Source organism: Collinsella sp. TM05-37 (assembly GCF_003436455.1).
GTDB lineage: Bacteria > Actinomycetota > Coriobacteriia > Coriobacteriales > Coriobacteriaceae > Collinsella.
The window spans coordinates 1-23,991 of sequence record NZ_QSPN01000008.1 but is presented as its reverse complement, the minus strand read 5'-3'; the positions used below and the strand labels follow the sequence as shown (position 1 = coordinate 23,991).

The following is a 23,991-nucleotide window of genomic DNA, read 5'->3' as shown; positions in this document are numbered from 1 at the left end:
CTGACCCCACGGGCCTTCCCCGTTTAGCCGAACCTGCGGCTACGGATTTTTATGGAATGTAATCCATTTTTCATTAGCTTTTTTGCAAAAATGTATTCAATTCCATTTTTTAGAACAGTGCCTCCGCGCAGGCGCCGTTACCGTCACCGTCCTGCGGGATCGGGCGCGGGGCATGGCGACTCGCGTGCAAACGCTAGCGCACGGCCTTGACCGCCGCCGTCAGATCGAACAGCGTATCGAGCACGGCCTCGCAGCCATCCACCACGTCCTGCGGCAGCGGCACGATATCGGGGACGGCAAAGACGTGGCATCCGGCCGTGATGCCCGAGACGCAGCCGTTGCGCGAATCCTCGACCACGGCACATTCCTCGGGAGCAAAGCCCGCGCGCTCGCAGGCGAGCAGATACATCTCGGGGTCGGGCTTGCCGCGCACGACGTCCTCGCCACAAGTTACCGTTTCAAACTTGTCAAAAAGACCGACCATCTTAAGGTTGCGCTCGGCCGTAACGAGGCGCGACGACGTCGCTAGACCCACGTGATAGCCCGCAGCCAGCAGCTCGTCTAGGCACTCGGCGGCGCCGGCCTTAAGCTCCAGGTCGGTCTTGACCATCTCGTCGCGAATCTCCTTGTGACGACGATAGATCGCCTCAGCGGTTTCGCTGCTGTTGTTATGCTCCTCAAGGATGCCCATGACATCGGGCAGCGTACGACCGATAAACTGATGGATCAGCGCATCATCAATCGCGAATCCCAGCTCGGCCGCTCCCGCCTTCCACGCCTTGATACCCAAACGCTCGGTATCGACCAGCGTTCCGTCCATATCAAAAATAACAGCCTTGATCATATCGGCCCCCCATCGCTTCGCGCTGCTGTACTCCCGCAACTTTACCGCACTTGTAAACTTGTATATAACGTATATAGCATATTGCACTTTCGTTACATAGATAGAAGTCCTATGACAAGTGGCTCGGTAGGATTATAGTTTTCGACCGAGTACTCAACGGCAAGGATCGATTCATGCTTTCAGACACCACCGCACCTGCAGAGGGGCTTCAGGACAAACTCGCAGCGCTCGAGCAGCTGCTTTTGGCATACGGACGCGTCGCCATCGGCTTTTCCGGTGGCGTCGACAGCAGCTTTTTGGCCGCGGTCTGCGCCCGCATCATGCCCGCCAGTACGCTTCTCGTTCACCTCACCACGCCGCTCATCGGCACGCCCGAGCAGGCTTCGTTTGAGCGGTCCGTTGACGGGCAGGCCAATGAAGGGCCGCATTTTAAGCTCCCCGTGCTCAATCTTTCGGTCGATCAGCTGCGGCTCCCCCAAGTAGCCTGCAACGATGCCGACCGCTGCTACCACTGCAAGCGCGCCGGCTTTACCGCCATCGTCAACCACGCCAAGTCGCTGGGCTTTCCCACCGTCATCGACGGCAGCAACGCAAGCGACCGCGGCGACTACCGCCCCGGCATGCGCGCCGCCCAGGAGCTCGGCGTGCGCTCGCCCCTCATGGAGGTCGGCTTTACCAAGGACGAAGAGCGCGAGCTGCTGCGCGCCTGGGGCTATCCCGTTTGGAACCTGCCGGCAGGAGCCTGCCTGGCCACGCGTGTCCCCACGGGCGAGGAGCTCACGCGCGAGAAGGTCGATGTAATCCGCGCCTGTGAGGACTACCTGCACGACTTTGGCCTGGACCAGGTCCGCGCACGCCTCGTCGGCGGCTGCATGCATATCGAGGCCGCGCCGGCAGACGTCGCCAAGATCGCCGCCCTCAGCAGCACCGCGGTCAACGACGAGGGCAAGGCCCCGCTTCCCGTCGCCATCGAATCTGCCCTGCGCAACCTAGGCTGCGGTCATATCTCCCCCGAGGTAACCCCCTACATCCACGGCAACATGAACCTTTAGGTTACGCCGTTTTACAAACGGCGTAACCGCTCGGCGCTGCGCAGGTTCCGGGCGCGGCAATCTGACGTTCAATTTCACGGGCGCGACCAAAAGGTCAGCGCCCGCTTGTTTCACGTCACCTTGCCGCACCCGGAACCTGCTCGCTCGCGTATGCTCAACCTGAACCACATTAATAGTTGCCGACCTTCCGAAAGGGGACAGGTTTATTTTGGCAGGTTTTATCTGGGGAAACGCAGACAGGGCCGCGACACCTATATGGCGTCGCGGCCCTGTTCTATTTATGCCAGCACGTACTGATACGTATCTCCCATGGGGACAAAGGTAACCGGCAGACCTGCGCCAGCGTCCCCGAGCGCGGCGGGCAGCCATTTCGCCATATACTCCATGCCCGGCTCCTCGCCATTAAAGTGACCCATATGGATGGCGCATTTTCCCTGACCGAGCATTGCGGCGTCGCGGATGTACTCGCTCACCGTAAAGTCGATAAACTCCATGGTCAAAATGCAATCGATGCCTTCGGAGTCGATATGGGCAATCTCGTCGTTATCTCGCCCCATGATGTGCATTGGAATCTCGACATTGCGGATGAGCGCGTCACCGTCGCCGATCAAGCGCGTCCCGTTTAATCCAAGCTTGTGTACGAGCGCCTGCGCAAGATCGCGGGCCGGCGTTGGCTCAATGCGGTACCTCATGAATGTCTCGTCTACCGCGGAGCCAAGCCAGTCCATCTTGACCGCGAATCCGTAAAAGATGCCGTCGACCATCGAACCGTCCGAGGCGAGCGGCACACCCGAGTGGATATAGTCATGGCAACGCCAGACCGCGCCACCCCATTCGTCAAGCAAAGCGCACTTCGCCTCAAAGGTCTTGTTCCCCGCAACCACTTCACGGCGGTCTCCGTGGTTCCAGAACAGTGCCTCGTGAGGAACAATCAGGTTAGCGCCAAGCTCCTTGGCACGACGAATCACCTCCGCCGTAGCCCAAATGCATGTAACTATTCCGGTACATTGCTGATCGATGTCGCCGTAAAGCACCTGATCGCGCGTCGTCGCAAGCTCGATGGGCTTCCCGGTAAAAGCATCAATGCCGTCACAATAATCCCGAATAGCTTGAATAGCTTCGCTGATAAGCATATGTAGCAACAACCCCTTCGACATAATATGTAGGGCGGCAGCAAACATACCGCCCTGCGGAATCATCTATAGACGGCACTTTTTTGAGCTGAACCACCTATATGCGACCGCTTTTCTAGCGCTCGGAAATCGGACCGTCCTCGAGCTCATCCTCGCTAAAGCCAAAGAACCAAGCCACAGCAAAGCTTACGACAAAGCCAGCCGCTGAAGCGATGACGGCACTGATCAGGTTCTCGTTGCCGCCGCCAACAAACGTCATAATATTGAGCACGTTGGAGGCAGCACCGGCGAGGTAAGCATTGACATGCAAGGCGAGCGCCACGGCACCGGCGACAAACGAACCCGCCATGCAGGCAACGAACAGTTTACGATAGCGGAACATCATGCCATAGATGAACGGCTCGCCGACGCCTCCGATGAGCTGGGCGACAACATACCCGGCACATTGGCTCTTTTCCTCCTTGTTACGGAGTTTGAGCCATGTCGCAATCTCCGCTCCATAGGCAGCCCACAGCGCAACCGTAGGGGCGACCAGAATAAAGCTGTCAGAGCCCGTCAACATAAAGTTTGCAATGGCAATCATGATGACCGCAACATGCATGCCCGTAATGACCATGGGCAACCAAATTGCTGCAAGCAAGCCGCCACCAATAATCGCCACGATACCTCCCTCGGCACCGAGGAACTCAAAGACAACCGCCAAACCGTTACCGCACCAAGAACCAAGAGGAGCAAGCAGGCAAAGCGCAAAGGGGACAGTCAGGGCAAGCGTGCAAAGCGGCGTAAAGACCGTGGTGAGCGAATCGGGCATGTGCTTGCGCAAGAACTTCTCGAACACGGACATCAACGCAACCGTGAGCAGAATGGGAATAACCGTCTGCGCATAGTTTGCAGGCACGCAAGGGATGCCATAAACGCTAAAGGCTTTTCCCTCGGCTGCCATTTGCATAAACGTCGGTTCGATAAGCACACCGCCCATAAAAGCGCCGTACATGGGCGTGGCGCCAATGTTCTCGGCAGCCGCAAAGCCCAAGAAGATCGGAATGAAATAGAACGTCACGTTGTAGAGCATATTGAGCAGGACATAAAGATCGCTCGTATCCGCAATGAGATTGAGCATCGTTGGCCCGAGTACGACGGCAACGGTTTTGAACATGCCCGACGCGAGCAGCAATGGAATCATCGGAACCATGGAGCCCGAGAGGTAGTTAAGAATCGCATTGCCAACGGCTGCCGGGGTAAGCGGTGTTTTGACTCCACTTGCGTCGAGGTTCTCGTCGATGCTTTCCTGCTTGGCCAAGCCGCTCATCTTGATGAGCTCGTCATATACCTTAGGCACGTTTTGCCCAATAATCACCTGGAACTGCCCGCCAGATATTTGAGCGCCGATGACGCCGTTAATTTTTTTAACAGCGTTAATGTCGGGCAACTCCATATCCTTAAGGTTAAAACGCAGACGCGTCATGCAGTGGGCTGCAAAGGTGATGTTGTCTTTGCCACCCAGCGCCTCGAGCACATCGGCTGCGATCTTCTTATTGTCAGCCATATCATCTTCCCTTTCGAACGATCCGGTTCCTCCCTCGCTGCGCGCGCGAGGAGACAAAGCGGACGGTGGCCCGTCGCCCGCACGGAAGTATTCGATTGTTGAGGGAAACGGCGTAAAGACAAAAGCTCCAAAACGAGACATCGACAGGTCGCTCTGTCTTTACGTCACGCTTCGGAAGCTCAGCTCTCGAATAACACCTTATGTCGCGGCAAGAATATCAGCTTCACCATGCGAACGTCGGCCTTATGATGCCCAAAAGACTGTGAACGGCAGGTTTTCTTCCCTGAACGGTATAGAAAGCGCCTATTTGTCGGATGACACCTCACCCGTCACGTTGCCGGCATAGACCCGATTGACATGGAGCATGAGATACACCTTCTCCTCGGGCACGACGGAGGCATGATACGTTTCCTCGATAAGTCCTGCCATTTCGTCAACACAAGTCGCTATAGCCGGATGCTCTTCACAGAGAGGACGATAGAGCGCCGCATTATCGGTATTAAGCGGTTCCCCGGTGCGGACGCGCTCCAGCAAGTAGCGCACATGGGTGTCATAGCGCGCATAGTCAAAAGCATCGCGGTCAACGACAATGGCAAGATCTTTCTCGATAATCGCTACGAGCTTTTCGATCAGACGTTCCTCGCGGCGGACGTCGTTTGATTTCGCCTTACTAGAACTTGCCATAACGCTGTTAACGATGCAGAGTGCGATGCCCGCCCTCTCCCCGCGTGGCATAGATATGCCGAATTCGCGCTCTATGCCAGCATGGGCAAGCGTCGCGATCTTAAATTCAATGGGATATTGCTGCTGAACGTCACAAGAAAGCGGCATCTGAACATACATGTGCTCACGGCAGCGCTTGATGGCAAAACTAATGTGGTCGGCAAGCGTAAAAGGAAGGTTCGCCGACAGTTCACGCGAAATGTTGGTGCGCGCGACATCGGCAATCTGCGCACTAAACTCCATTACCTTGGGATCGATCTCGTTAAGAAGTGGCAGATAGCGCGCATCAACGTTGTAAAACGTGCGCTCAATCTGCGCAAGCGAAACCTCACCGGGGCCGTCAGGAAAACCAATGCCTTTCCCCAGCGCCACAAGCTCGGTTCCCTTATCGTTGACAAGCAAGGCGGCATTGTGATTAATGCGCTTAACGACCCTCATGATGCCTCCGAAAATAGGCGCAGCCGAAGGGCAAGCGCAATGAATTCTAGTTAAGATGGTTCGCCTCGATTATTCCACGCAACGTCACGCGAAACAAGCAAACCCGAGCCCCCGCAACCTACTAAAAAAAGGGGCAAGTTTATTTTGGCAGATTTTTATCGGGGAAAACGCGAAGAGGGGCACGCCATATCACTGTTGTGGGCAGAGCGGCATTCATGCAGCTCGCTCTGCGCATACCTGGCATCCACAAGACCCTCGCCCCGTATCCCGATATTAAAATTGAGTTCATTGGCGCCGGAGAGTGGAATACCGCATCCGACGGCTACGGCATCGGCAGCCAGATTGTCGAGCGCGTCAGCACCCGGGCAAGCAGCCACGCCAAAGCTACCGTCATCGACCTCGGCGCATACCTTTAGCGCACGGCCTTGACCGCCGCCGCCAGATCGAACAGCGTATCGAGAACGGCCTCGCAGCCATCCGCCACGTCCTGCGGCAGCGGCACGATATCGGGCACAGCAAAGACATGGCAGACGGCCGTGATACCCGAGACGCAGCCGTTGCGCGAATCCTCGACCACGGCGCATTCCTCGGGAGCAAAGCCCGCGCGCTCGCAAGCGAGCAGGTAAATCGCGGGATCGGGCTTGCCATATGCGACATCCTCGCCGAAGGTCACCGTTTCAAACTTGTCAAAGAGGCCGACCGTTTTAAGGTTGCGCTCGGCCGCAACGCGGCGCGACGACGTCGCAAGGCCCACGTGATAGCCCGCGGCCAGCAGCTCGTCGAGGCACTCGGCGGCGCCGGCCTTAAGCTCCAGGTCGGTCTTGGCCATCTCAGTGTGAAGCTCAATGTTGCGGGCAAAAATCGCGTCGGCGGTTTCGCCCTTGCCGTAATGTGCCTCAAGGATGTCCTTAACATCGGCATTCGAACGGCCGATAAACTGATGGATTAACGCATCATCAATCGTGATCCCCAGCTCGGCCGCGCCCACCTTCCATGCCCTCATGTCCAAACGCTCGGTATCGATCAGCGTTCCGTCCATGTCAAAAATAACAGCTTTAATCATATCGGCCCCTTCATCGGCTTGCGTTGCCGCAAATCTACTGCACGTCACAAACTTGTATATAACGTATATATCATATTGTACTTTCGCTACATAGACAGAAGCCTTATGACGTAACCTGCCAAAAAGGGACAGGTTTATTTTGGCAGGTTTTATCTTGGGAAATGTCGAATAGTCCCACACGCCCAACCACTGCAGCTCCATATGAGGCAAATGAATCCGTAGCGTTTGTCCCAAATCTTGAGTATTTGTTCGGTGGAGCGGCCCCTGCCGGCTCCTGCTAGACTGGTAGATTCCCAACCGTCCCTCCAGGAGCCTCAATGTCGCGCAAGCCCGCCTACAAGCAAGTACTTTCCATCGGCACCGCCGTGGTGCTGGGGTTTGCGCTGTTCACGGGGTCGCTCGACGGAGCGCCCAAGCTGTTGTCGCCGCAAAGCGATGAGCAGGCAGCGGCTCTAGCCGAAAAACAAAATGAGAGTCCCAGCCGCACCGACGACGAGGCAGACCTGGTTGCCCGACTCGAATCGGGAACAGCGAGCTCCTCGGACTCTCAAAATAGCCAAGACTCTGGCGATGGCTCCGATTCCGCCGCACCCGACACCAGTGACGACGCTTCCGCGGACAGCGCCGCCACCCCCATCGACGAGGTCGAAAACCCCGATCTCGACCGCGCCCGCGGCGTATATCTCAGCAGTGTTCCCGACTACGCGGGTAACCCCTATGTTGCCCTGCGCGCCGATAGCACCCACCCGCTCGGCACGCCGTCATTCACACTCGATGAATACGAGCGCGCTACAGAAGAGGGCTGCTTTAAGAAGTTCTCCAAGCTCGACAGCCTGGGCCGCACCCGCAAAGCGCTCGCCTGCGCGGGCCCCGAATCGCTCGGTCAAGGCAAGCGCGGCGATATCTCGCGCATCCACCCCGCCGGATGGCGCCAGCAGCGCTACGACTTTATTCCGGGCCAGAGCCTCTACAACCGCTGCCACCTTATCGCCTGGTCGCTCTGCGGCGAAAACGCCAACCGCAAGAATCTCCTCACCGGTACGCGCTATCTCAACGAGACGGGCATGCTGCCGTTTGAAGAACAGATTCTCAACTATATTCGCGATACGGGTAACCATGTGCTCTACCGCGTCACGCCCATGTATAACGAAGAGGAACTTGTCTGCCGCGGCGTGCGCCTGGAGGCACAGTCGGTCGAGGACCACGGCAAGACGCTGTGCTTCCACGTGTACTGCTACAACCTGCAGCCGCATGTGCAGATCGACTACGCCACCGGCCGCAACCAGGCCTTGGGGGACTAGAGTCGCCGCATCATCCCAAAAACCAAAATGATCCGTTTTCCTCCGTCGCATACGGATCAAAATGGACCGCCCCGGATTGCCCAAGGCGGCCCATTGGTTGACATGGATATTGTGGCTAAGCCTGCTCGTTACTTGGCGCGGCCCTCCTCATAGCGCTCGACTAGCTTGGCCTGAACGTCATAGGGAACCTGCTCGTAGCCGGCGGGCTTCATGGTAAAGTCGCCCGTGCCACGCGTGATAGAGCGCAGACGCGTCGAATAATCCGTCAGCTCGGCGAGAGGTGCCTGTGCGATAACCACAGTGTCTCCGCGCTCATCGGTCTCCATACCTGTCACGCGACCGCGCGAGGCCGAGATGTCACCCATCACGGCGCCGGCGTAGCTTTCGGGAATAGTCACCGTGATTTCCTCGATGGGCTCCAGCACCACCGGATCGGCATCAGCGCATGCCTTGCGCAGGCCGATGCGAGCCGCCGCGCGGAACGCCATCTCGTTGGAGTCGACGCTGTGATACGAGCCGTCGTACACAGCCACGCGAATGCCCGTGAGCGGATAGCCGGCAATGATGCCGTCCTTCATAGTCTCCTGAACGCCCTTGTCCACGGCAGGGATCAGCGAGCGCGGAATGCGGCCGCCCACGACCTCGTCCACAAACTCATAGCCGTCGCTCGTACCGTCGGCGGCAATCATCGGCTCCACACGCAGCCAGCAGTCGCCATACTGACCGGCACCACCGGTCTGCTTCTTATGACGACCCTGGGCACTTGCCGTGCGGCGGATGGTCTCGCGATACGGAATACGGATCGGCACGCTCTTGGCAGCAACCTTGGTGCGGTCCTCCAGACGATTGAGCAGGACCGAAACCTGCGCCTCGCCCACCGCCGAGATGATGGTCTGGCCGGTCTCCTCGTCGCGGTCGATGCTCATGGTCGGATCGGCCTTGCAAGCCTTCTCGATAAACGTGTAGAGCTTCTCTTCGTCGCCGCGATTCTCGGCCTCGATGGCGATGCGGTACTGCGAGTTGGGGAACTTAAACGCCGCAGCCTCGACCTTGCCGGTAATCGAGAGCGTATCGCCCGTCTCGGCCGCCAGCTTGGGTGCCACGATGATGTCACCGGCATACGCGTGCCCGACCTCGGTCATGTCGCGGCCGCACATCACATACAGGTGAGCCAGACGCTCGCCCTTGCGCGTGCGCGCGTTGACCAGCTCAAGGCCCGGCTCAAGCGTGCCCGTCAGCACCTTGATAAAGCTGATGCGACCCTGCTGCGGATCGGCCAGGGTCTTAAACACAAACGCCACCGGGCGGTCATCGTCACTCGAGATCTTGAGCGAATCGCCGTCGATGAGCGGCATCTCGCCGTAGTCCGTCGGCGCCGGGAAGTACGTAGCGATGTCGTCCATCAGCGAGTTGACGCCCTGCTCCTTAATGCAATCGCCCGCAAAGACCGGCACAAAGATGCGCTCGGCAATCGCCTTCGACAGCAGGCCTTCAAGCTCCTCCTGCGTCAGCGTCTCCTCGCCTTCCAAGTACTTCATCATCAGCTCGTCGTCAGCCTCGGCCACCAGCTCGCACAGATGGTCATGGGCCTCCTCGGCCTGGGCACGATACTCCTCAGGAATCTCCGACTCAACGGCTTCGGTGCCGTTGCAATGGCGTGCCTTCATGCGCACCAGGTCGATGATGCCATCAAAGTCCTCGCCCCAGGGAAGGGCCACGGCGCCCAGGCGCGTGCCAAAGCGCTCTTGCAGCAGGTCCATCGTGGTCGCAAAGCTGGCCTCGGAGCGCGACAGGCGGTTTACGAACACCGCACGCGCCAGGCGCAGGTCCTCGGCGGCATACCAGAGCTTAACCGTCGTAGGCTGCGGGCCGGCCTCGGCGTCAACCACAAACAGAGCCGTCTCGCAAACGCTCATCGCGGCAAAGGCGTCGCCGATAAAATCGGGGTAGCACGGGGCATCGAGCACATTGATGCGCGCGCCCTTCCAGTCGATCGGCGCAATGGTCGTCGAGATGGAAAACGCACGCTTGACCTCTTCGGGGTCATAGTCGAGCGTGGGCTTGGTGCCGTCGTGGCCGCCCAGGCGGGCGGTCTTGCCGGAAAGGTGGAGCATGGCCTCGGCGAGTGAAGTCTTGCCCACCCCGCCTTGGCCTACGAGCACCACGTTCCTTACGTTACCGGTCTTGGGAGCACCCATGATGACCTCCTTGCAGGGCCGCGCGCAATGCGCGACGCCAACGGGGAGAGTTCGCGGTCGGTGCCGTCCCGGGAGCAGCATGGTCGGCAGCCGAGCCGACTCACCCTCCAAATGTCCTATGCCACCACCCTACCCTCACGGGTGACTGTCCATGCACACCTTTCGGCGCACGTGTGAATACAGGCGGCGAGAGGAAGAGACAAGCTTGTGAGGCGATTATTGAACCCCGTCGATGCAAACAAAAGCCGCCACAGACCGTAAGACCTGCGGCGGCTTCACCTCAATTAATAGTTGAGTAAATACCTGAGTCTACCCCTCGATACGGCTCAAGAACTCACGCGTGCGCTGCTCGCGCGGATGGCCGATAACCTGATCGGCAGGCCCCTCCTCGACAATGCGGCCGCCATCCATAAAGACCACGCGGTCGGCAACATCGCGCGCAAACTGCATTGCGTGGGTCACAATCACCATCGTCATATTCTGCGCGGCAAGGTCTTTAATGACACGCAGCACCTCGGCCGTCAGCTCGGGATCGAGTGCCGAGGTCGGCTCGTCAAAGAACAGGATCTCCGGATCGAGCGCCAAGGCGCGGGCGATACTCACACGCTGTTGCTGGCCGCCCGAAAGCTCACATGGCACCTTGTTCTCGTTGCCCGTAAGCCCCATCTGCGCGATCAACTCGCGCGCACGAGCTTCCGCCTGCTCGCGCGGGCGCTTAAGCACGCGGATCGGCGCGTCGATGATGTTTTTCATCACGGTATAGTGCGGGAACAGGTTGTAATTTTGGAACACCAGGCCGAATCGCGAGCGTGCCCGCTTGGGCACATCGCCCTTCGCATAGACCGCGCCCGAACCCGCATCCGTCGCAACGGCAAGGTCACCAAACGAGAGTGAGCCTCCGTCGAGTGTCTCGAGCAGCGTGGCACACCGCAGCAGCGTGGACTTGCCGCCACCCGAAGGCCCGATAATCGCCACGACCTCGCCACGCTTCACCTCAAGCGAGATATCCTTGAGCACCTCATTGCCGCCAAACGCCTTACGCGCGTTCGATATATTCATTACCGTTCCGGACACGGGAACCTCCATGTGTTTGAGAAGTCAGCGAGCGTGTGGATGACGAGACAATGTGCTTCGAAAGAGGAGCGCCGCGTACTTCTGTACGCAAGCGACAGCTTGAGAAGCAGATTGGCCGTCAGACACGCGCGCAGCGTCGAGCAGTCCGCCGTTCGTTAGAACGGCGGAACGATCTAGTCATGATAATAGTCCAGCTTCTTTTCGGCGGCGCCCAGCAGCATCTCGACCACAAAGTTAAAGACCCAGTAGATCAACGCCGCGATCGCAAACGGCGCCATGCTCACCTGCGAGGCGACCAGTGCCTTGGCCGTCGAGAACATCTCACCCACGCCAATGGCAAACGCCAGCGACGTGTCCTTGACCAGCGTGATGATCTCGTTGCCCATCGCAGGCAGAATACGCTTGGCGACCTGCGGCATCACGATATACAGAAACGTCTGCATGCGCGAATAGCCCAGCACCTCGGCTGCCTCGTATTGACCGCGCGGAATCGACTGCAAGCCCGAGCGATAGATCTCGGCAAAGTAGCCGGCGTAGTTGATGATGAACGCCACAACGCACGCCGTCCACTTGGAATCGGGCGTAAGCGAAATGCCGAACACGTAGTACGGGGCAAAGTAGATGGCAAACATCTGCAGCATGAGCGGTGTACCGCGCATGACCGAAATGTAGATGCGCGCAATCCAGCGAAGCGGCGCGATTTTGCTCATGCGCATAAACGCCACGGGAATTCCCAGCGGAATCGACCCGAGCAACGTCAGCACAAACAGCTGCAAGCTGACCAAGAATCCCTGGCCAAGCATCTGCATCATGACCTGAATAGACAACCCAAGCTCTCTTTCACAGTAACGGAACAGCGAACCCAATGCTAAAGCGGGTTTTCCAGGTGCCCGAGTTTGCCGTGAAAGAGGAGCGCCGCGTACTAAATGTACGCAAGCGACGGTTTGAACGGCAAAATCGGGTGCCTGGGAAAGCCGCTATTTGAGCACCCAGTTGTCGAAGGAAAGACCATAGCTTGAATACTTGTCGCACAGGTCCTTAACCGTGCCGTCCTCATAGAGTGCCTTGAGCGACTCGGTCACGGCGTCGGCCGACTTGGTGTCGCCCTTCTTAAAGCCGACGGCGTAGTGCTCGCTGGACAGCGGCTCATCAAGCTGCGTATAAGCATCAGGCTTGGCGGCAAGCTGATACTGGGCAATCGAAAGGTCGCAAGCCACGGCATCGACCGCGCCGCTCTCGAGCTGCATAAAGGCCGTGTTGTACTCGCCGATCGTGTCGAGCGTGGCAAACGTCGCCGCCAGATCCTTCTGGTCACCCTCGAGCACATCCTGCGCAGCGGAATCAGTCTGGGTAATCACGGTCTTGCCGGCAAGATCGTCCCAGCTCTTGATACCCGCGTCCTTCTTGACCACGAGCACCTGCTCATTGAGCATGTACGGCTCGGAGAACGTGTAGTCGTCCTCGCGGCCCTCCATGGTAAAGCCGTTCCAGATGCAGTTGATGGCGCCGGAGTTGAGCAGCGTGTCCTTGGCATCCCAATCGATGGCCTCGTAATCGACATCCCAGCCCTGCTTATCGGCAACGGCCTTGGCAAGGTCAAGGTCAAAGCCCGTGTACTCGCCGTCATCGCCCACAAAGCCGTACGGAGGGTAGGACTTGTCAAAGCCCACCACGAGCTTCTTGGACTCCGCGGCGCCCTTCACATCCTTGGCCGCGGCAGAACCAGCAGCGGAGCCCTTGCCAGCACCACCGCCGCAGCCGACAAGACCAAGGCCAAGCACCGTGGCGAGCGAGCCGGCTAGACCAACAAACTGACGACGAGACATATCGGTGTTCATGGTATTCCCCCTTGATGGCACTTTAGTTAAGTAAAGTGAATCATGTAACGTTCAGAATCATACACTTTAGCGTGATAGAGCACAAGGCGAGTTTGCCCGCCGCGTGAGGGGTGTGGGGGTTAAGTTTCCTGCTCTACAGTCCTGCTCACGACGGAGGCCACATTAAGTGGCCTCCTGTTCGTGCGGAACTCGCGATAAACTTAACCCCCACACCCCTCACGCGGCGGGCAACCGTCGTTGGGCTTATCACTGACACGAATAAACCGCTTGTATATCGTCTGCTGGCTTGGCACGGTACAATACTTGCAGCTTTAATTCATGAATTAGTGGAGTTATTGATGGCAGAATCTCGTGCGGAGCGTAGGGCTCGTCGTGCTTTGATCGAAGCGACTGAAGGGTCGGAGGAGAAAAAACCTTCTAAGAAATCCAAGTCGTCTCAGGATGCGAAGGGCAAGGCTAAGGCCAAGCATCCCGGCTCTCGTCGGAACGAGGATAAGGCATCTCATACTCGCTCCAAGCGCTCGCATAAAGATCGGGTTTCGTCTGCGCGTAAGGCTGTGGACCCCAAGTCTCCCTGTTCGATCATGAAAGCTTGCGGTGGGTGCACGGCGCTCAATCGTCCTTATAAAAAGCAGTTGGCAGCTAAGCAGGCTGCTATGGAGGAGCTTTTTGCTGCTCTTTGCGAGCGCGAGGGTATTAGCGTCGACCCCATTCGCGGTATGGGCGTCACCTTGGGCGACCCGGGCAAGTATCCTGCGCCGCGTGGTTTTCGTCATAAGGCTGCCACTCCCTTTGCTCCCGGTAAGGAGGGCGCTGTCCGCTGCGGCTTCTTTGAGCGCGGTTCGCACAGAATCGTTGCCGTGCCCGAATGCCCCGTCGAGGCGCCGGGAGCCCGCCAGATTCTCAACGGCATCGCTCGCGAGGCCGAACGTCTGCATATTCCTGCCTTTAACGAAGACAAGCATCTGGGGCTGCTCCGCTATGCCGTCGTTCGCTGCGGTTGGCGTACCGACCAGATTATGGTCACCCTCGTGACCGCTCAGCGCGACTTGCCGCATGCGCAGGATTTCTTTGAGGCTGTCGCCGCACTCGATCCGCATATCGTCACCGTTGCCCAAAACATCAACGGACGCCCCGGTAACGCCATCTTGGGTGAGGAGACTCGCATCGTCTATGGCGCCGAATGCATGCGCGACCAGCTACTCGGCTGTGAGTTCGACATCTCCCCCACTGCGTTCTACCAGACCAACCCGCAGCAGACCGAGCTGCTCTACCGGCTCGCCATCGAAGACATGGACCTACGCCAGGGCGACGTGCTTATGGATGCCTACTGCGGCAGCGGCACCATCGGCCTTTGCGCCGCAAAGGATGCCCAGGACAAGGGCATCGGCATTATGCTGCTTGGCGTGGAGCGCAACCACGCCGGCATCGCTGACGCACGTCGCAACGCCGAGCTCAACGGCCTTACTCGCAACGCATGGTTTATGGCCGACGATGCCACCGACTACATCCTCGATGCCGCCGACAACAACGAACGCGTCGACGTCCTTTCCATCGACCCGCCGCGCGCCGGCTCCACCCCCGAGTTCCTCGAGGCCGCCTGCGCGCTCAAACCGCGCCGCATCACCTATATCAGCTGCAACCCCGTGACCCAAGAGCGCGACCTGCACCAGCTCCTCGACGGAGGCTATCGCCTGCTCAAGATCACGCCGGTCGACATGTTCCCCCATACCGACCACACCGAAACCGTAGCGATCCTCGAGCGCCGCTAACCCACCCCGGTCGATTTTTGGGACAAGAAAGGGGGCGGCCCGTCTGGACCGCCCCCTTTCGTTGGCTATATGAGCCCGTTACATGCTCTTGCGCAGGTCACACACGCCGGCAGCCGCCATCTCGCGCAGCAGCGTCTCGCGGTCGCGCGTCACGATCAGATTCAGCGGGAAGTGAATCTCATCGAGCATCTTGCGCGCCTGCTCGAGCTTGCCAATCGCCATACCAATGTGCGCGTCGGTCGAGACGCCAATCCCCACGCCCAGCTCGGCGCAGCGCTCGGCAATCTTGCGGCACACGCTCCAATGCTCGGCATCGGTGCCATGCTCAAGACTATGGTTGTTGATCTCGATAATCTTGTGCTTGGCCTTGGCCGCCAACAACACCTCATCGATATCAAACGGAACGCCCGAGCGACCCGCGTGGCCCAGCATGAACACCTTGGGGTGCTCCAGGGCATTGATATACATCTCGGTCGCCTGGGCCAACGTCGCACCTTCGGCAATCTGCGGATTATGCACGCTTGCAACCAAATAATCCAAATTGCGCGTAACCAAATCGAACAGCGAATGCTGGCGGCTGTACGAATCGCCAGCAATATCGAGCGTGACAGGAGTGTCCTCGCCAAACAGGCTTCCGTCCAGCGAAACGATATCGGCCTCGGCGCCGCGCAGTACCAGTACGCCGCTCCAAATGCGCGGCCAGATATCCTGGTTGATAAAGAACTGGTAACTGCGCAGGTCATTGGGGCAAGGTGAAACCATAGAGCTCAGATGGTCGGCAGATCCGAGCACCTGCAGGCCACGCTCTGCCGCCCAGTACACATTCTCCTCAATGGTCGAATATGCATGCGCAGAGAACATCGTATGGGTATGGATATCACAAGAAAGCAGGTAGGGCATCGGATCTCCTTATCCGGCATGGCCGTCGCGTATATTCATTGTACGCATAGCTTTCGGCAGTCGTAAAACTGCTTCATCCCAATCACACAACGGCATAGACAACGGGGTCTGGCTTAAAACCAAACCCCGTTTCACGTAAAACATTGTAAGCAGAGCGCTTTACTTTCGAAGATATTCGTCGGCCAGTTGCTTCCAGGCAGGCAATGAATTGACGATGGTCTCGTAGCTCACGCAGTATCCCAAGCGGAACCAGCCCGGCATGCCAAAGCTGTCCGAGGGAACCGCGAGCAGTTCGTACTTCTTCGCGCGCGCGCAGAACGCATTCGCATCGGGCTCCAGCGCTTTCACCCACAGGTAGAACGCGCCATCCGGCTCAACATAGGTGTAGCCGTACTCCGCCAATGCATCGGTGAGCGCCGTGCGGTTGCGTGCATAGGCCTCAACGTCACTCGGCTCATCGATGCAATCGATAATCACGCGCTGGAAGAGCGCCGGAGCGCACACGAAGCCCAGCGTACGGGCGGCACCGGCAACGGCGGGCATTAGACGAGCTGCCTGAGGATTCGTATTGGGAACCAGGATCCACCCGACGCGCTCGCCCGGTAGCGAAAGCGACTTGGAATACGAGTAACACACGATGGTGTGCTCGTAGATCGAAGGCACCCAAGGCACCTCGGCGCCATAGACAATCTCGCGATACGGCTCATCCGAGATCAGCATGATCGGATTCTCGGGGTCGCGCTTGGCGTTGATCTCGCACAAAACTTTAGCCAGGCGCGTCAAGGTATCGCGCGTATACACAGCGCCGGTCGGGTTGTTGGGTGAGTCGATAATGACGGCCGCCGTTTTATCGGTAATCGCCTTGAGCACGTTATCCACGCTCAGCTGGAACGTATCTTCATCGGCAGACGCCTCGACACACGTACAGCCGGCCTTCTCAATCCACACGCGATACTCCGGGAAGTACGGGGCGATAACAATAACCTCGTCACCCGGGTTCGTAACGGCATTGAGCGTACAGGTGAGCGAAGCCGCGGCACCCACCGTCATAAAGACGTCCTTACCCTCATAGTTCGTGCCAAAGCGGCGGTTGAGCGATTCGGCGACGGCTGCTCGGCATTGCGGCAGGCCCGGCGCGGGCGTATAGCCATGCAGCTGGTCACTCGGCAGCTCCAAGGCCTTCTTAATGGACTCCGCCACGGCAGCAGGCGCCGGAACACTCGGGTTTCCCAGCGAAAAATCGAATACGTTCTCTGCACCGATCTGCGCCTTGCGCTCAAGGCCATAGCTAAAGATCTCGCGGATGATGGAGCTCTCCGCACCGCGAGCATACATAGTTTCGTTGATCATCTGTTCCCCTTTCGCATAGGCGCTATTGTACGCTTTAGCCAACTAGAGCGCTACATTGTTGATTGGGGACAGACTTAAATGCGTGAAAACGCTCATTTAAGTCTGTCCCCAATCAACAAAGGAAAAAACCTCCGCAGGTTTCCCCGCGGAGGCTTTCGCTACAAGAACTATTTGTCGGCGTCGGTGTTGCCGTCAGCGTTGACAGCATTGCCATCGCCAGCATCATCGGATGCGGCTTCGGCATCCTCCTGCATGGCCGCCTGCGCAAAGGCCGCGGCATCAGCCGCCAGTTCCTCCTCGCTCATACGAGGCGCGCGCTTCTTGGTCGGCATGCCGGCCGCCTTGGCATTGCGCTCCTCCTTGGCCGCCAGGATATCGCCCTCGCGCTCAAGGTAGGCGTCCCACTCGTTATCGAGCAGGGCATTCACGGCATCGCCCTCGACAGTCTCGCGCTCAAGCAGCACCTTCGCCATCAGATCGAGCTGATCGCGACGGGCGTCCAGGATCTCGACCGCACGACGATGGGCCTCACGCATAATGCGCTGAACCTCGATATCGATGCGGCGCGCCGTCTCCTCGGAGTAATCCTGGTGATCGGCGTAATCGCGACCAAGGAACACCTGATGTTGCGCCTCGCCAAACACTTGCGTGCCCAGCTCCTCGCTCATGCCCAGGCGCGTGACCATCTCGCGCGCCATCTTAGTCGCGCGCTCCAGATCGTTGCTCGCGCCCGACGTGATGTCGTCGCACATGAGCTCCTCGGCAACGCGACCGCCCAAGAACACGGCGAGCTCGTCGAGCATCTCGTTCTTGGTCTTGAGGAAGTGATCCTCCTGCGGAAGCTGCAACGTGTAGCCCAGAGCCTGGCCGCGGCTGACAATCGAAATCTTATGAACCGGATCGGAATGCTCCAAGATGTGGCCCACCAAAGCGTGACCGCTCTCATGGTAGGCAATCGTGGTGCGCTCGGCTTCGGTCATCACGCGGCCCTTGCGTTGCGGTCCGGCAATCACACGCTCCATCGACTCCTCGACCTCGTCCATCGAGATCACAGAACGATGACGGCGAGCGGCCAGCAGCGCAGACTCGTTGAGCAGGTTCGCCAAATCGGCACCAGTAAAGCCAACGGTCATCTGGGCGAGCTTCTCAAACTTAACGTCCTCGTCCATCGGCTTGTTCTCAGCATGCACGCGCAAGATCTGCTCGCGGCCCTTTACGTCCGGGCGGTCAACCGTGACTTGGCGGTCAAAACGGCCGGGACGCAGCAGCGCCGGATCCAGAATGTCGGGGCGGTTGGTCGCGGCGATCAGGATGACCGACTCGCTTTCCTCAAAACCGTCCATCTCGACCAGCAGCTGGTTGAGCGTCTGCTCGCGCTCGTCGTGGCCGCCGCCCAAACCGGCTCCGCGCTGACGTCCCACGGCATCGATCTCGTCAATAAAGATGATTGACGGAGCCTGAGACTTGGCCTCCTTAAAAAGGTCGCGCACGCGGCTGGCGCCGACGCCCACGAACATCTCAACAAAGTCAGAGCCCGAGATGCTAAAGAACGGCACGCCCGCCTCGCCGGCAACGGCCTTGGCCAGCAACGTCTTACCGGTACCCGGAGGGCCCACCAGCAACACGCCGCGGGGAATCTTGGCGCCCAGCTTGCGATAGCGGTCCGGGTCGCTCAAGAAATCGCGAATCTCTTCGAGCTCCTCGACCGCCTCATCCACGCCAGCGACATCCTCAAACTTGACCTTGGGACGCGTAGCCTCGTTGGTCTTGGCATTGGTCTTGCCAAACTGCATGTTCCTATTATTGGCGCCCATCATCTGGCGCATAAAGTAGAACATGATGGCGATCAGGGCAATCGTCGGCAGCACACTCATCGCCAAGTCGCCCCAAAAATCGGGGTCGTTGGTGTTGACGATGTACTTGGTGTCAGGGTGCTCCGCCATAAGCTCGGCAAGCGAATCGGAGCCGACATAGGTCGAGGAGAAGCTCTTGAGCTCGCTCGTATCACCCTTGTCCTTTTTCGTCTTCCAGTAATGACCAGCCACGCTTCCGTCTTGAACCGTATAGGTCAAATCTTCGACGCGATCCTGCTTAATGGCGCTCACCATCTCGCTCGTCGCGAGCTTAACGGTATTGCTGGAGCTGGCAAAGCCGGAGCCCATGTTAAAGAAGGCGTAGCCCAGAAGCGCGCAAGCCAAAATAAAATACAGCCAGCCCGTACGCGTGGGCTTCTTGCCTCCGGGCATCCCCGGGATCTTAGGCTCCCGGGGAGTCTGGGAATTGTTATCGTTACGGTCGTCGGGCATCTTACGAATAAACCTCCGGTTTCAAAATGCCCAGATACGGAAGGTTGCGATAGCGCTCGGCATAGTCGAGGCCGTAGCCCACCACAAAGGCATCGGGGCAATGGGTTCCAACATACTTGGGCGTGACGGCCGAGGTACGGTCCTCAACGTCCTTCCATAGGAAGGCGGCGACCTCCAGAGAAGCGGGCTTGCGGCTCTCGAGGTTCTTCATCAGGTACTTGAGGGTCAGGCCCGAGTCCAGAATGTCCTCGACGATCAGCACGTCGCGACCACGGATGTCGATATCCAGGTCCTTAATGATACGCACGATGCCCGAGGACTTCACACCGTCGCCATAGCTCGAAACAGCCATGAAATCGATGTTGGTCGGCAGCTCGATCTTGCGCATCAGGTCGCCCATAAAGACCACGGCGCCGCGCAGGACCGCAATCAGCACCAGATCCTTACCCGCGTAGTCGCGAGTAATCTGCTCGCCTAGGCGAGAGACGATACCGTCGATATCCTCCTGCGTAAACAGAACCTTCTCGATATCCGGATGTTGAGAAGCCATGACAACCCTTTCTTGTGCTTATCGCCCACGCACCGCCGCATGGACGCGAACTACACATTCTAGCAGCGCACGGGGTATATTTACCAGCACGTGCGCCATCAGCGCGGGAATACCGTCAACGTCGCACAGAATAGCTGGCGCGAAGCGCTATTCCGCATCGACCACACGAAGCAGATATGCCACGCGCGTTGCGGCCGTGCATTTAAAACGCTCGTCCGCGCGAACGCCCGCGACCCATACTACGGCACCTCCCGGAGCCGTTCTTACCACGGGTACGCCAGAGCGGTCTGAAACAGGAATGCGCGCCTCGTTCAACAGGTCTGACACTTTCTTGCTTCGGCCGTTCATCCCCAACGGGCACATCACGTCTCCCGGCACAGGGCTATCCACCCACAGGCGCGCCGATCGTGCCTCGGTGGGAATCTCCCCGCGCGAGCCGGCTAACATCCGCTCGCTATCGCGGTCGGCAAACCCCAGGGCCGCCGCATCCACCAAGGCCGCAACCTTTCCGGCAGCAGCAAGCTCGCGGGCACGGTGCACGATATTGCACCCCGGCTCCACAGCCATCGGCTCCGCTGTCAGCATATGCCCCGCCCCCAGCGGCAGACGACCGGGAACGGAGATCCAATCGGCCACTAAACCCTCGCGCGCCGCCGGGGCCTTGAACGCCAGCGTGCCAAACTCCACACGGGCATCAATTCCCGCAGGAAGCGTAACCGAGCCCGAGCCCGCAGCGACGCAGGCGAGCACGCGCTCCACGTGCCGCATCTCCGGTCGCGCGTCGGGATCGATGCGCTTAATCGCCAATCGCACGATACGCCGTGCAATCACAACCTCAGCGGCGGCAAGACGGCGCGCATCGAGCACAAGTGCGCCCGCCGCTTCCTTGCGCAGGCAGCTTCGAAACGCCTGTGCCGAAAGCTGGGAAAGAAAGGCGTCTTCGTCGCCCAGAATTTCGCAAGCGGCGCCAATCGTCTTACAGACGCTCGCGTTGCGCTGTGCCACCACCGGCATCACCCGATGGCGTACATAGTTGCGCAGGTACGAAACGTCCTCGTTGCTTTCATCTTCCCGCCATGGCTGACCGTGCACCTGCAGATAGCTCACGAGCTCATCGTGCGTGAGGTCGAGCAAGGGGCGAACCACAATGTTCCGACGGCGCGGAATGCTCGATAGACCCGCGGGACCCGACCCTTTAATGGCATTCATCAAAAATGTTTCCGCGCGGTCCGACGAAGTATGCGCGGTACAGATACGAGCCGCCGTCCGCGGTGCGCCCGATTCGGCACAAAGTTCGCGAACATATCTCCGTGCCGCGGCATAGCGCACCTCGCGAGCCGCAGCCTCGATATTGCCCGATTCGTCATCAAAATAGGCATGCTCAACACACAGCGGCAAGCCGTATTGCGCGCACAGGTCACGTACAAAGGCCTCGTCGCCATCGGATGCCTCCCCGCGCAGATGATGGTTTACATGCAGCACGTGCAATCGCTCGCGCGCAATGGGAGCGACGCCGCGCCCGTCCTGGATATCCAGCTTTGATGTGCAAGCCATAAGGAGCAGCGCCGTCGAGTCCGCACCGCCTGATACCATGAGCACTACGGGGGCAGCGGCCTGCCGCGTTGCCAGGACGCTCTTATCCGTCCTCGGCGCGGCATGATGTCCATAGTGCTGAGATACCGTTGGCATTCGCTTACTCCTCTATTCGTCCGCACTCATTGTATCCTTTGGAATCTTATGTCTCGCCTGCACCTTCATATCCTCGGCAGCGGCTCAAAAGGCAACTGCGCACTCGTCGAGGGGCCTCAGGGGCTCATCATGATCGACAACGGCCTGTCCCGCCGCGAGACACTTAAACGCATGGCGGAGCTTGGCCTCTCGGCAGACGACGTCGCCGCTCTTGTAATCACCCATGAGCATGGTGACCATATCAAGGGGCTCGATGTATGGTGCAAGCACTGGCATGGTCCCCTCTTTGCCAGCAGGGATACCCTTTCATGCAAAGAAAACCTCGCGCACCTGCCCGTAGAGGAATTTGACCCCGGCGACACGCTCCCCATTGCCGGCATCCACGTGCAAACCTACTCAACATCGCACGATGTCATCAATCCTGTCGGCTATCGATTTAATGCTCTCGATGATTCCATTGGGTTTGCCACCGACACCGGAGAGTTATCGAGCAAGGCCATAGGCATCCTCAAAGACTGTCGAGTTCTCGCGCTCGAAAGTAACCACGATGTAACTATGTTGCGCGAAGGAGCGTACCCCCGCTTTCTTCAGGAGCGCATCCTGTCCACAAAGGGGCACCTCTCCAACAACCAGGCCGCCGAAGCCGCGCGCGAACTTGTTACCGATCGCACCGAACAACTCATCGCCATGCACATCAGCCAGGACAATAATCGTCCAAGCCTTACCGTCAAAAGCTATGCCAACGCGCTTGATGCAAGTCTCGATGATGAACTCGGCAGTTCTGCCACCCGTCTTCAAGGGCCGCGGAAGCTCTCGATACGCCCTGCAAGCCAATATCAACCGACAACCATTCAATAGCCCCTCAAGACAACAAAGGGGAGGCTGGGAATCACTTCCCAGCCCCCCTTAACTCATACTCTCGATTGAAGCAGAGCCATCGTTAGTCGATGGAGATCTTCGTAACGTTCTTCTTCTCGACAATCTTGGGAACCTTAACGGTCAGGATGCCGTCAGCATACTTAGCCGAAAGGCCCTCGCTCGAAGCGTCCTTCAGATACACGCCGCGCGTCGCGCTGTACGAGCTAAACTCCTTCTGCAGGAAGTTCTTGCCCTCGTTCTCCTCGTCCTCCACAACGTTCACGCTAATCGACAGGCGACCCTCGTTAAGCTCAACGTCGATATCATCCTTAGCGACGCCGGTCAGATAGGCCTTGACCTCATAACCATCGCCCTTGTCCTCGACATCAACGGGGAACGCCTTGGAAGCAATCGAGTTGTTTGCAAGATCGGTCATATCATCAAACAAATCGAACAGCGAGCTAGCAGAAGGACGAACGCCAAAAACCGAACGATAAGGAACCATGCTTGCCATGTTTACCACTCCTTTTAAGGACTGCCGAGTCATCTTCTAGGTGACTGGGACTTCTTTTGACGCTGTTATATATGCCCAGCCGCTTCTTATATATACATCGACTATAAAGTTTTTGAGTCTATTGATATAAGCATATCTAAGTCTGGTTGACTAAGGTTTTGTCTAATAAACGGAATTTGAACGAAGGCTTAAATAATGTATGCAATCCCATCAAAACTAGACGGCTGGCTTACAATGGGCGCATACACGATATTGATGACGAGCTAAGGGCATCATGAACGATCAAAAACAGGACAACACGTTTATGCCGGAGCAGGACGAAGCATCCAGCCCGCAACCGATTCGATTCCATCGCCCCCACATCTCGCAAGAGCCCATCAATGGCCCAGAGCCCAAATATGTGACAAGAAACCGATATCAAACGCTCGAAGAAGCCCAAACGGGACGTAAACATATGGGCGTTGCCTCGGGAGACCCTGTATATCTGAAAGACGCACCATTATCTAAAAACAGCGCAGCTAGTGATGAGCCGATGAAAGCATCCGCCGCTCATCAACAAAGAGGGCCTCGACCCAAGCAAACCTTGACGCATTCGGCTCGCTATCTCGAGACTCCAAAACAGGGAAAATCAATCTTCGTTTCGTCAAGTAAACGACGCAAGCAGCATCAGCTGACAATCCTGCTTATGATCATTGCGGCCATAGCAGTTGCCCTTGTTATACGATTTATTTTCTTTAAATAAAGGCTCAATACCGAAAACAACAAGATCGTCTGGTGTAATTGAGTCATTCACGCCCCGTAAACGCAAAAAAAGGGGGAGGCCGCGAGGCCTCCCCCTTCTT

Annotated in this window: 21 protein-coding genes; 6 read left to right on the top strand and 15 right to left on the bottom strand. The window is 58.1% G+C overall.

What is annotated here, in order from left to right:
- Nucleotides 1-193 precede the first annotated feature (193 nt).
- Entirely contained in the window at nt 194-844 is a 651-nt protein-coding gene (locus DXD48_RS05540; RefSeq protein WP_117564319.1) for an HAD family phosphatase, read from the bottom strand.
- 173 nt (nt 845-1,017) lie between these two features.
- Here DXD48_RS05540 and DXD48_RS05535 point away from each other — a divergent pair, with 173 nt between their 5' ends.
- On the top strand, nt 1,018-1,896 hold the full coding sequence (locus DXD48_RS05535) for an ATP-dependent sacrificial sulfur transferase LarE (RefSeq protein WP_117564318.1): 879 nt from the start codon (nt 1,018-1,020) through the stop codon (nt 1,894-1,896).
- 278 nt (nt 1,897-2,174) lie between these two features.
- Here the strand turns inward: DXD48_RS05535 and DXD48_RS05530 are convergent, their stop codons facing one another.
- The 3 genes from DXD48_RS05530 to DXD48_RS05520 all read right to left on the bottom strand — a co-directional run bounded on the left by DXD48_RS05530 (nt 2,175) and on the right by DXD48_RS05520 (nt 5,736).
- Complete coding sequence (locus tag DXD48_RS05530; RefSeq protein WP_117564317.1) at nt 2,175-3,029, bottom strand: Nif3-like dinuclear metal center hexameric protein; 855 nt, start codon at nt 3,027-3,029, stop codon at nt 2,175-2,177.
- A gap of 115 nt (nt 3,030-3,144) precedes the next feature.
- Nucleotides 3,145-4,575: a PTS transporter subunit EIIC gene (locus DXD48_RS05525; protein ID WP_158548940.1), complete on the bottom strand. Its 1,431-nt coding sequence runs from the start codon at nt 4,573-4,575 to the stop codon at nt 3,145-3,147.
- A 303-nt stretch (nt 4,576-4,878) separates the two neighbouring features.
- On the bottom strand, nt 4,879-5,736 hold the full coding sequence (locus tag DXD48_RS05520) for a PRD domain-containing protein (RefSeq protein ID WP_117564315.1): 858 nt from the start codon (nt 5,734-5,736) through the stop codon (nt 4,879-4,881).
- Nucleotides 5,737-5,951: 215 nt separating this feature from the next.
- On the opposite strand from DXD48_RS05520, the gene DXD48_RS05515 reads away from it, so the two are divergent.
- The gene (locus DXD48_RS05515; RefSeq protein ID WP_199407902.1) at nt 5,952-6,152 is read left to right on the top strand and encodes a hypothetical protein; all 201 of its coding nucleotides are present in this window, start codon (nt 5,952-5,954) and stop codon (nt 6,150-6,152) included.
- Here DXD48_RS05515 and DXD48_RS05510 read toward each other — a convergent pair.
- A complete protein-coding gene (locus DXD48_RS05510; RefSeq protein ID WP_158548933.1) occupies nt 6,149-6,799 on the bottom strand; it encodes an HAD family phosphatase in 651 nt (216 codons plus the stop codon). The genes DXD48_RS05515 and DXD48_RS05510 overlap by 4 nt on opposite strands.
- 317 nt (nt 6,800-7,116) lie before the next feature.
- Between DXD48_RS05510 and DXD48_RS05505 the strand changes: the two genes are divergently transcribed.
- Entirely contained in the window at nt 7,117-8,100 is a 984-nt protein-coding gene (locus tag DXD48_RS05505; RefSeq protein WP_117564313.1) for a DNA/RNA non-specific endonuclease, read from the top strand.
- Between the two features lie 128 nt (nt 8,101-8,228).
- On the opposite strand, the gene DXD48_RS05500 is transcribed toward DXD48_RS05505, so the two are convergent.
- The 4 genes from DXD48_RS05500 to DXD48_RS05485 form a co-directional block, all read right to left on the bottom strand.
- On the bottom strand, nt 8,229-10,298 hold the full coding sequence (locus DXD48_RS05500) for a translation factor GTPase family protein (RefSeq protein WP_117564312.1): 2,070 nt from the start codon (nt 10,296-10,298) through the stop codon (nt 8,229-8,231).
- A 309-nt stretch (nt 10,299-10,607) separates the two neighbouring features.
- Nucleotides 10,608-11,357: an amino acid ABC transporter ATP-binding protein gene (locus tag DXD48_RS05495; RefSeq protein WP_199407910.1), complete on the bottom strand. Its 750-nt coding sequence runs from the start codon at nt 11,355-11,357 to the stop codon at nt 10,608-10,610.
- A gap of 188 nt (nt 11,358-11,545) precedes the next feature.
- Complete coding sequence (locus tag DXD48_RS05490; protein ID WP_233514966.1) at nt 11,546-12,199, bottom strand: amino acid ABC transporter permease; 654 nt, start codon at nt 12,197-12,199, stop codon at nt 11,546-11,548.
- A 150-nt stretch (nt 12,200-12,349) separates the two neighbouring features.
- Nucleotides 12,350-13,210 carry a transporter substrate-binding domain-containing protein gene (locus tag DXD48_RS05485; RefSeq protein ID WP_117564309.1) on the bottom strand — a complete coding sequence of 287 codons (861 nt, stop codon included), beginning with the start codon at nt 13,208-13,210 and terminating at the stop codon, nt 12,350-12,352.
- Between the two features lie 557 nt (nt 13,211-13,767).
- Between DXD48_RS05485 and rlmD the strand changes: the two genes are divergently transcribed.
- Entirely contained in the window at nt 13,768-14,982 is a 1,215-nt protein-coding gene (rlmD, locus tag DXD48_RS05480; RefSeq protein WP_370446303.1) for a 23S rRNA (uracil(1939)-C(5))-methyltransferase RlmD, read from the top strand.
- A gap of 78 nt (nt 14,983-15,060) precedes the next feature.
- Here rlmD and DXD48_RS05475 read toward each other — a convergent pair whose 3' ends face one another.
- From DXD48_RS05475 to tilS, 5 genes are all read right to left on the bottom strand, one after another.
- Entirely contained in the window at nt 15,061-15,882 is an 822-nt protein-coding gene (locus tag DXD48_RS05475) for a phosphatase (RefSeq protein WP_117564307.1), read from the bottom strand.
- Nucleotides 15,883-16,041: 159 nt separating this feature from the next.
- Complete coding sequence (locus tag DXD48_RS05470; protein WP_117564306.1) at nt 16,042-17,232, bottom strand: pyridoxal phosphate-dependent aminotransferase; 1,191 nt, start codon at nt 17,230-17,232, stop codon at nt 16,042-16,044.
- Between the two features lie 167 nt (nt 17,233-17,399).
- Entirely contained in the window at nt 17,400-19,478 is a 2,079-nt protein-coding gene (ftsH, locus tag DXD48_RS05465; protein WP_255413207.1) for an ATP-dependent zinc metalloprotease FtsH, read from the bottom strand.
- A 61-nt stretch (nt 19,479-19,539) separates the two neighbouring features.
- Nucleotides 19,540-20,088, bottom strand: a complete 549-nt coding sequence (hpt, locus tag DXD48_RS05460) for a hypoxanthine phosphoribosyltransferase (protein WP_055251779.1) — start codon at nt 20,086-20,088, stop codon at nt 19,540-19,542.
- Between the two features lie 147 nt (nt 20,089-20,235).
- A complete protein-coding gene (gene tilS, locus DXD48_RS05455) occupies nt 20,236-21,777 on the bottom strand; it encodes a tRNA lysidine(34) synthetase TilS (RefSeq protein ID WP_199407901.1) in 1,542 nt (513 codons plus the stop codon).
- Nucleotides 21,778-21,825: 48 nt separating this feature from the next.
- Between tilS and DXD48_RS05450 the strand changes: the two genes are divergently transcribed.
- On the top strand, nt 21,826-22,635 hold the full coding sequence (locus tag DXD48_RS05450) for an MBL fold metallo-hydrolase (protein WP_089573686.1): 810 nt from the start codon (nt 21,826-21,828) through the stop codon (nt 22,633-22,635).
- A gap of 82 nt (nt 22,636-22,717) precedes the next feature.
- On the opposite strand, the gene DXD48_RS05445 is transcribed toward DXD48_RS05450, so the two are convergent.
- Nucleotides 22,718-23,149, bottom strand: coding sequence for an Hsp20/alpha crystallin family protein (locus DXD48_RS05445; protein WP_117564304.1), 432 nt, complete (start codon nt 23,147-23,149; stop codon nt 22,718-22,720).
- A gap of 274 nt (nt 23,150-23,423) precedes the next feature.
- Here DXD48_RS05445 and DXD48_RS10000 point away from each other — a divergent pair, with 274 nt between their 5' ends.
- Entirely contained in the window at nt 23,424-23,891 is a 468-nt protein-coding gene (locus tag DXD48_RS10000) for a hypothetical protein (RefSeq protein WP_147324143.1), read from the top strand.
- The last annotated feature ends 100 nt before the right edge of the window (nt 23,892-23,991 follow it).

Bases quoted from the DNA above. Each gene is read 5' to 3' on its own strand.
- DXD48_RS05515 (WP_199407902.1), top strand. From the start codon at position 5,952: ATGCAGCTCGCTCTGCGCATACCTGGCATCCACAAGACCCTCGCCCCG.
- DXD48_RS05475 (WP_117564307.1), bottom strand. From the start codon at position 15,882: ATGCCCTACCTGCTTTCTTGTGATATCCATACCCATACGATGTTCTCT.
- hpt (WP_055251779.1), bottom strand. From the start codon at position 20,088: ATGGCTTCTCAACATCCGGATATCGAGAAGGTTCTGTTTACGCAGGAG.
- DXD48_RS05530 (WP_117564317.1), bottom strand. From the start codon at position 3,029: ATGCTTATCAGCGAAGCTATTCAAGCTATTCGGGATTATTGTGACGGC.
- ftsH (WP_255413207.1), bottom strand. From the start codon at position 19,478: ATGCCCGGAGGCAAGAAGCCCACGCGTACGGGCTGGCTGTATTTTATT.
- DXD48_RS05510 (WP_158548933.1), bottom strand. From the start codon at position 6,799: ATGATTAAAGCTGTTATTTTTGACATGGACGGAACGCTGATCGATACC.
- DXD48_RS05525 (WP_158548940.1), bottom strand. From the start codon at position 4,575: ATGGCTGACAATAAGAAGATCGCAGCCGATGTGCTCGAGGCGCTGGGT.
- DXD48_RS05450 (WP_089573686.1), top strand. From the start codon at position 21,826: ATGTCTCGCCTGCACCTTCATATCCTCGGCAGCGGCTCAAAAGGCAAC.
- DXD48_RS05500 (WP_117564312.1), bottom strand. From the start codon at position 10,298: ATGGGTGCTCCCAAGACCGGTAACGTAAGGAACGTGGTGCTCGTAGGC.
- DXD48_RS05520 (WP_117564315.1), bottom strand. From the start codon at position 5,736: ATGAGGGTCGTTAAGCGCATTAATCACAATGCCGCCTTGCTTGTCAAC.
- DXD48_RS10000 (WP_147324143.1), top strand. From the start codon at position 23,424: ATGAACGATCAAAAACAGGACAACACGTTTATGCCGGAGCAGGACGAA.
- DXD48_RS05540 (WP_117564319.1), bottom strand. From the start codon at position 844: ATGATCAAGGCTGTTATTTTTGATATGGACGGAACGCTGGTCGATACC.
- DXD48_RS05535 (WP_117564318.1), top strand. From the start codon at position 1,018: ATGCTTTCAGACACCACCGCACCTGCAGAGGGGCTTCAGGACAAACTC.
- tilS (WP_199407901.1), bottom strand. From the start codon at position 21,777: ATGCCAACGGTATCTCAGCACTATGGACATCATGCCGCGCCGAGGACG.
- DXD48_RS05505 (WP_117564313.1), top strand. From the start codon at position 7,117: ATGTCGCGCAAGCCCGCCTACAAGCAAGTACTTTCCATCGGCACCGCC.
- DXD48_RS05470 (WP_117564306.1), bottom strand. From the start codon at position 17,232: ATGATCAACGAAACTATGTATGCTCGCGGTGCGGAGAGCTCCATCATC.
- DXD48_RS05495 (WP_199407910.1), bottom strand. From the start codon at position 11,357: ATGAATATATCGAACGCGCGTAAGGCGTTTGGCGGCAATGAGGTGCTC.
- DXD48_RS05485 (WP_117564309.1), bottom strand. From the start codon at position 13,210: ATGAACACCGATATGTCTCGTCGTCAGTTTGTTGGTCTAGCCGGCTCG.
- DXD48_RS05445 (WP_117564304.1), bottom strand. From the start codon at position 23,149: ATGGCAAGCATGGTTCCTTATCGTTCGGTTTTTGGCGTTCGTCCTTCT.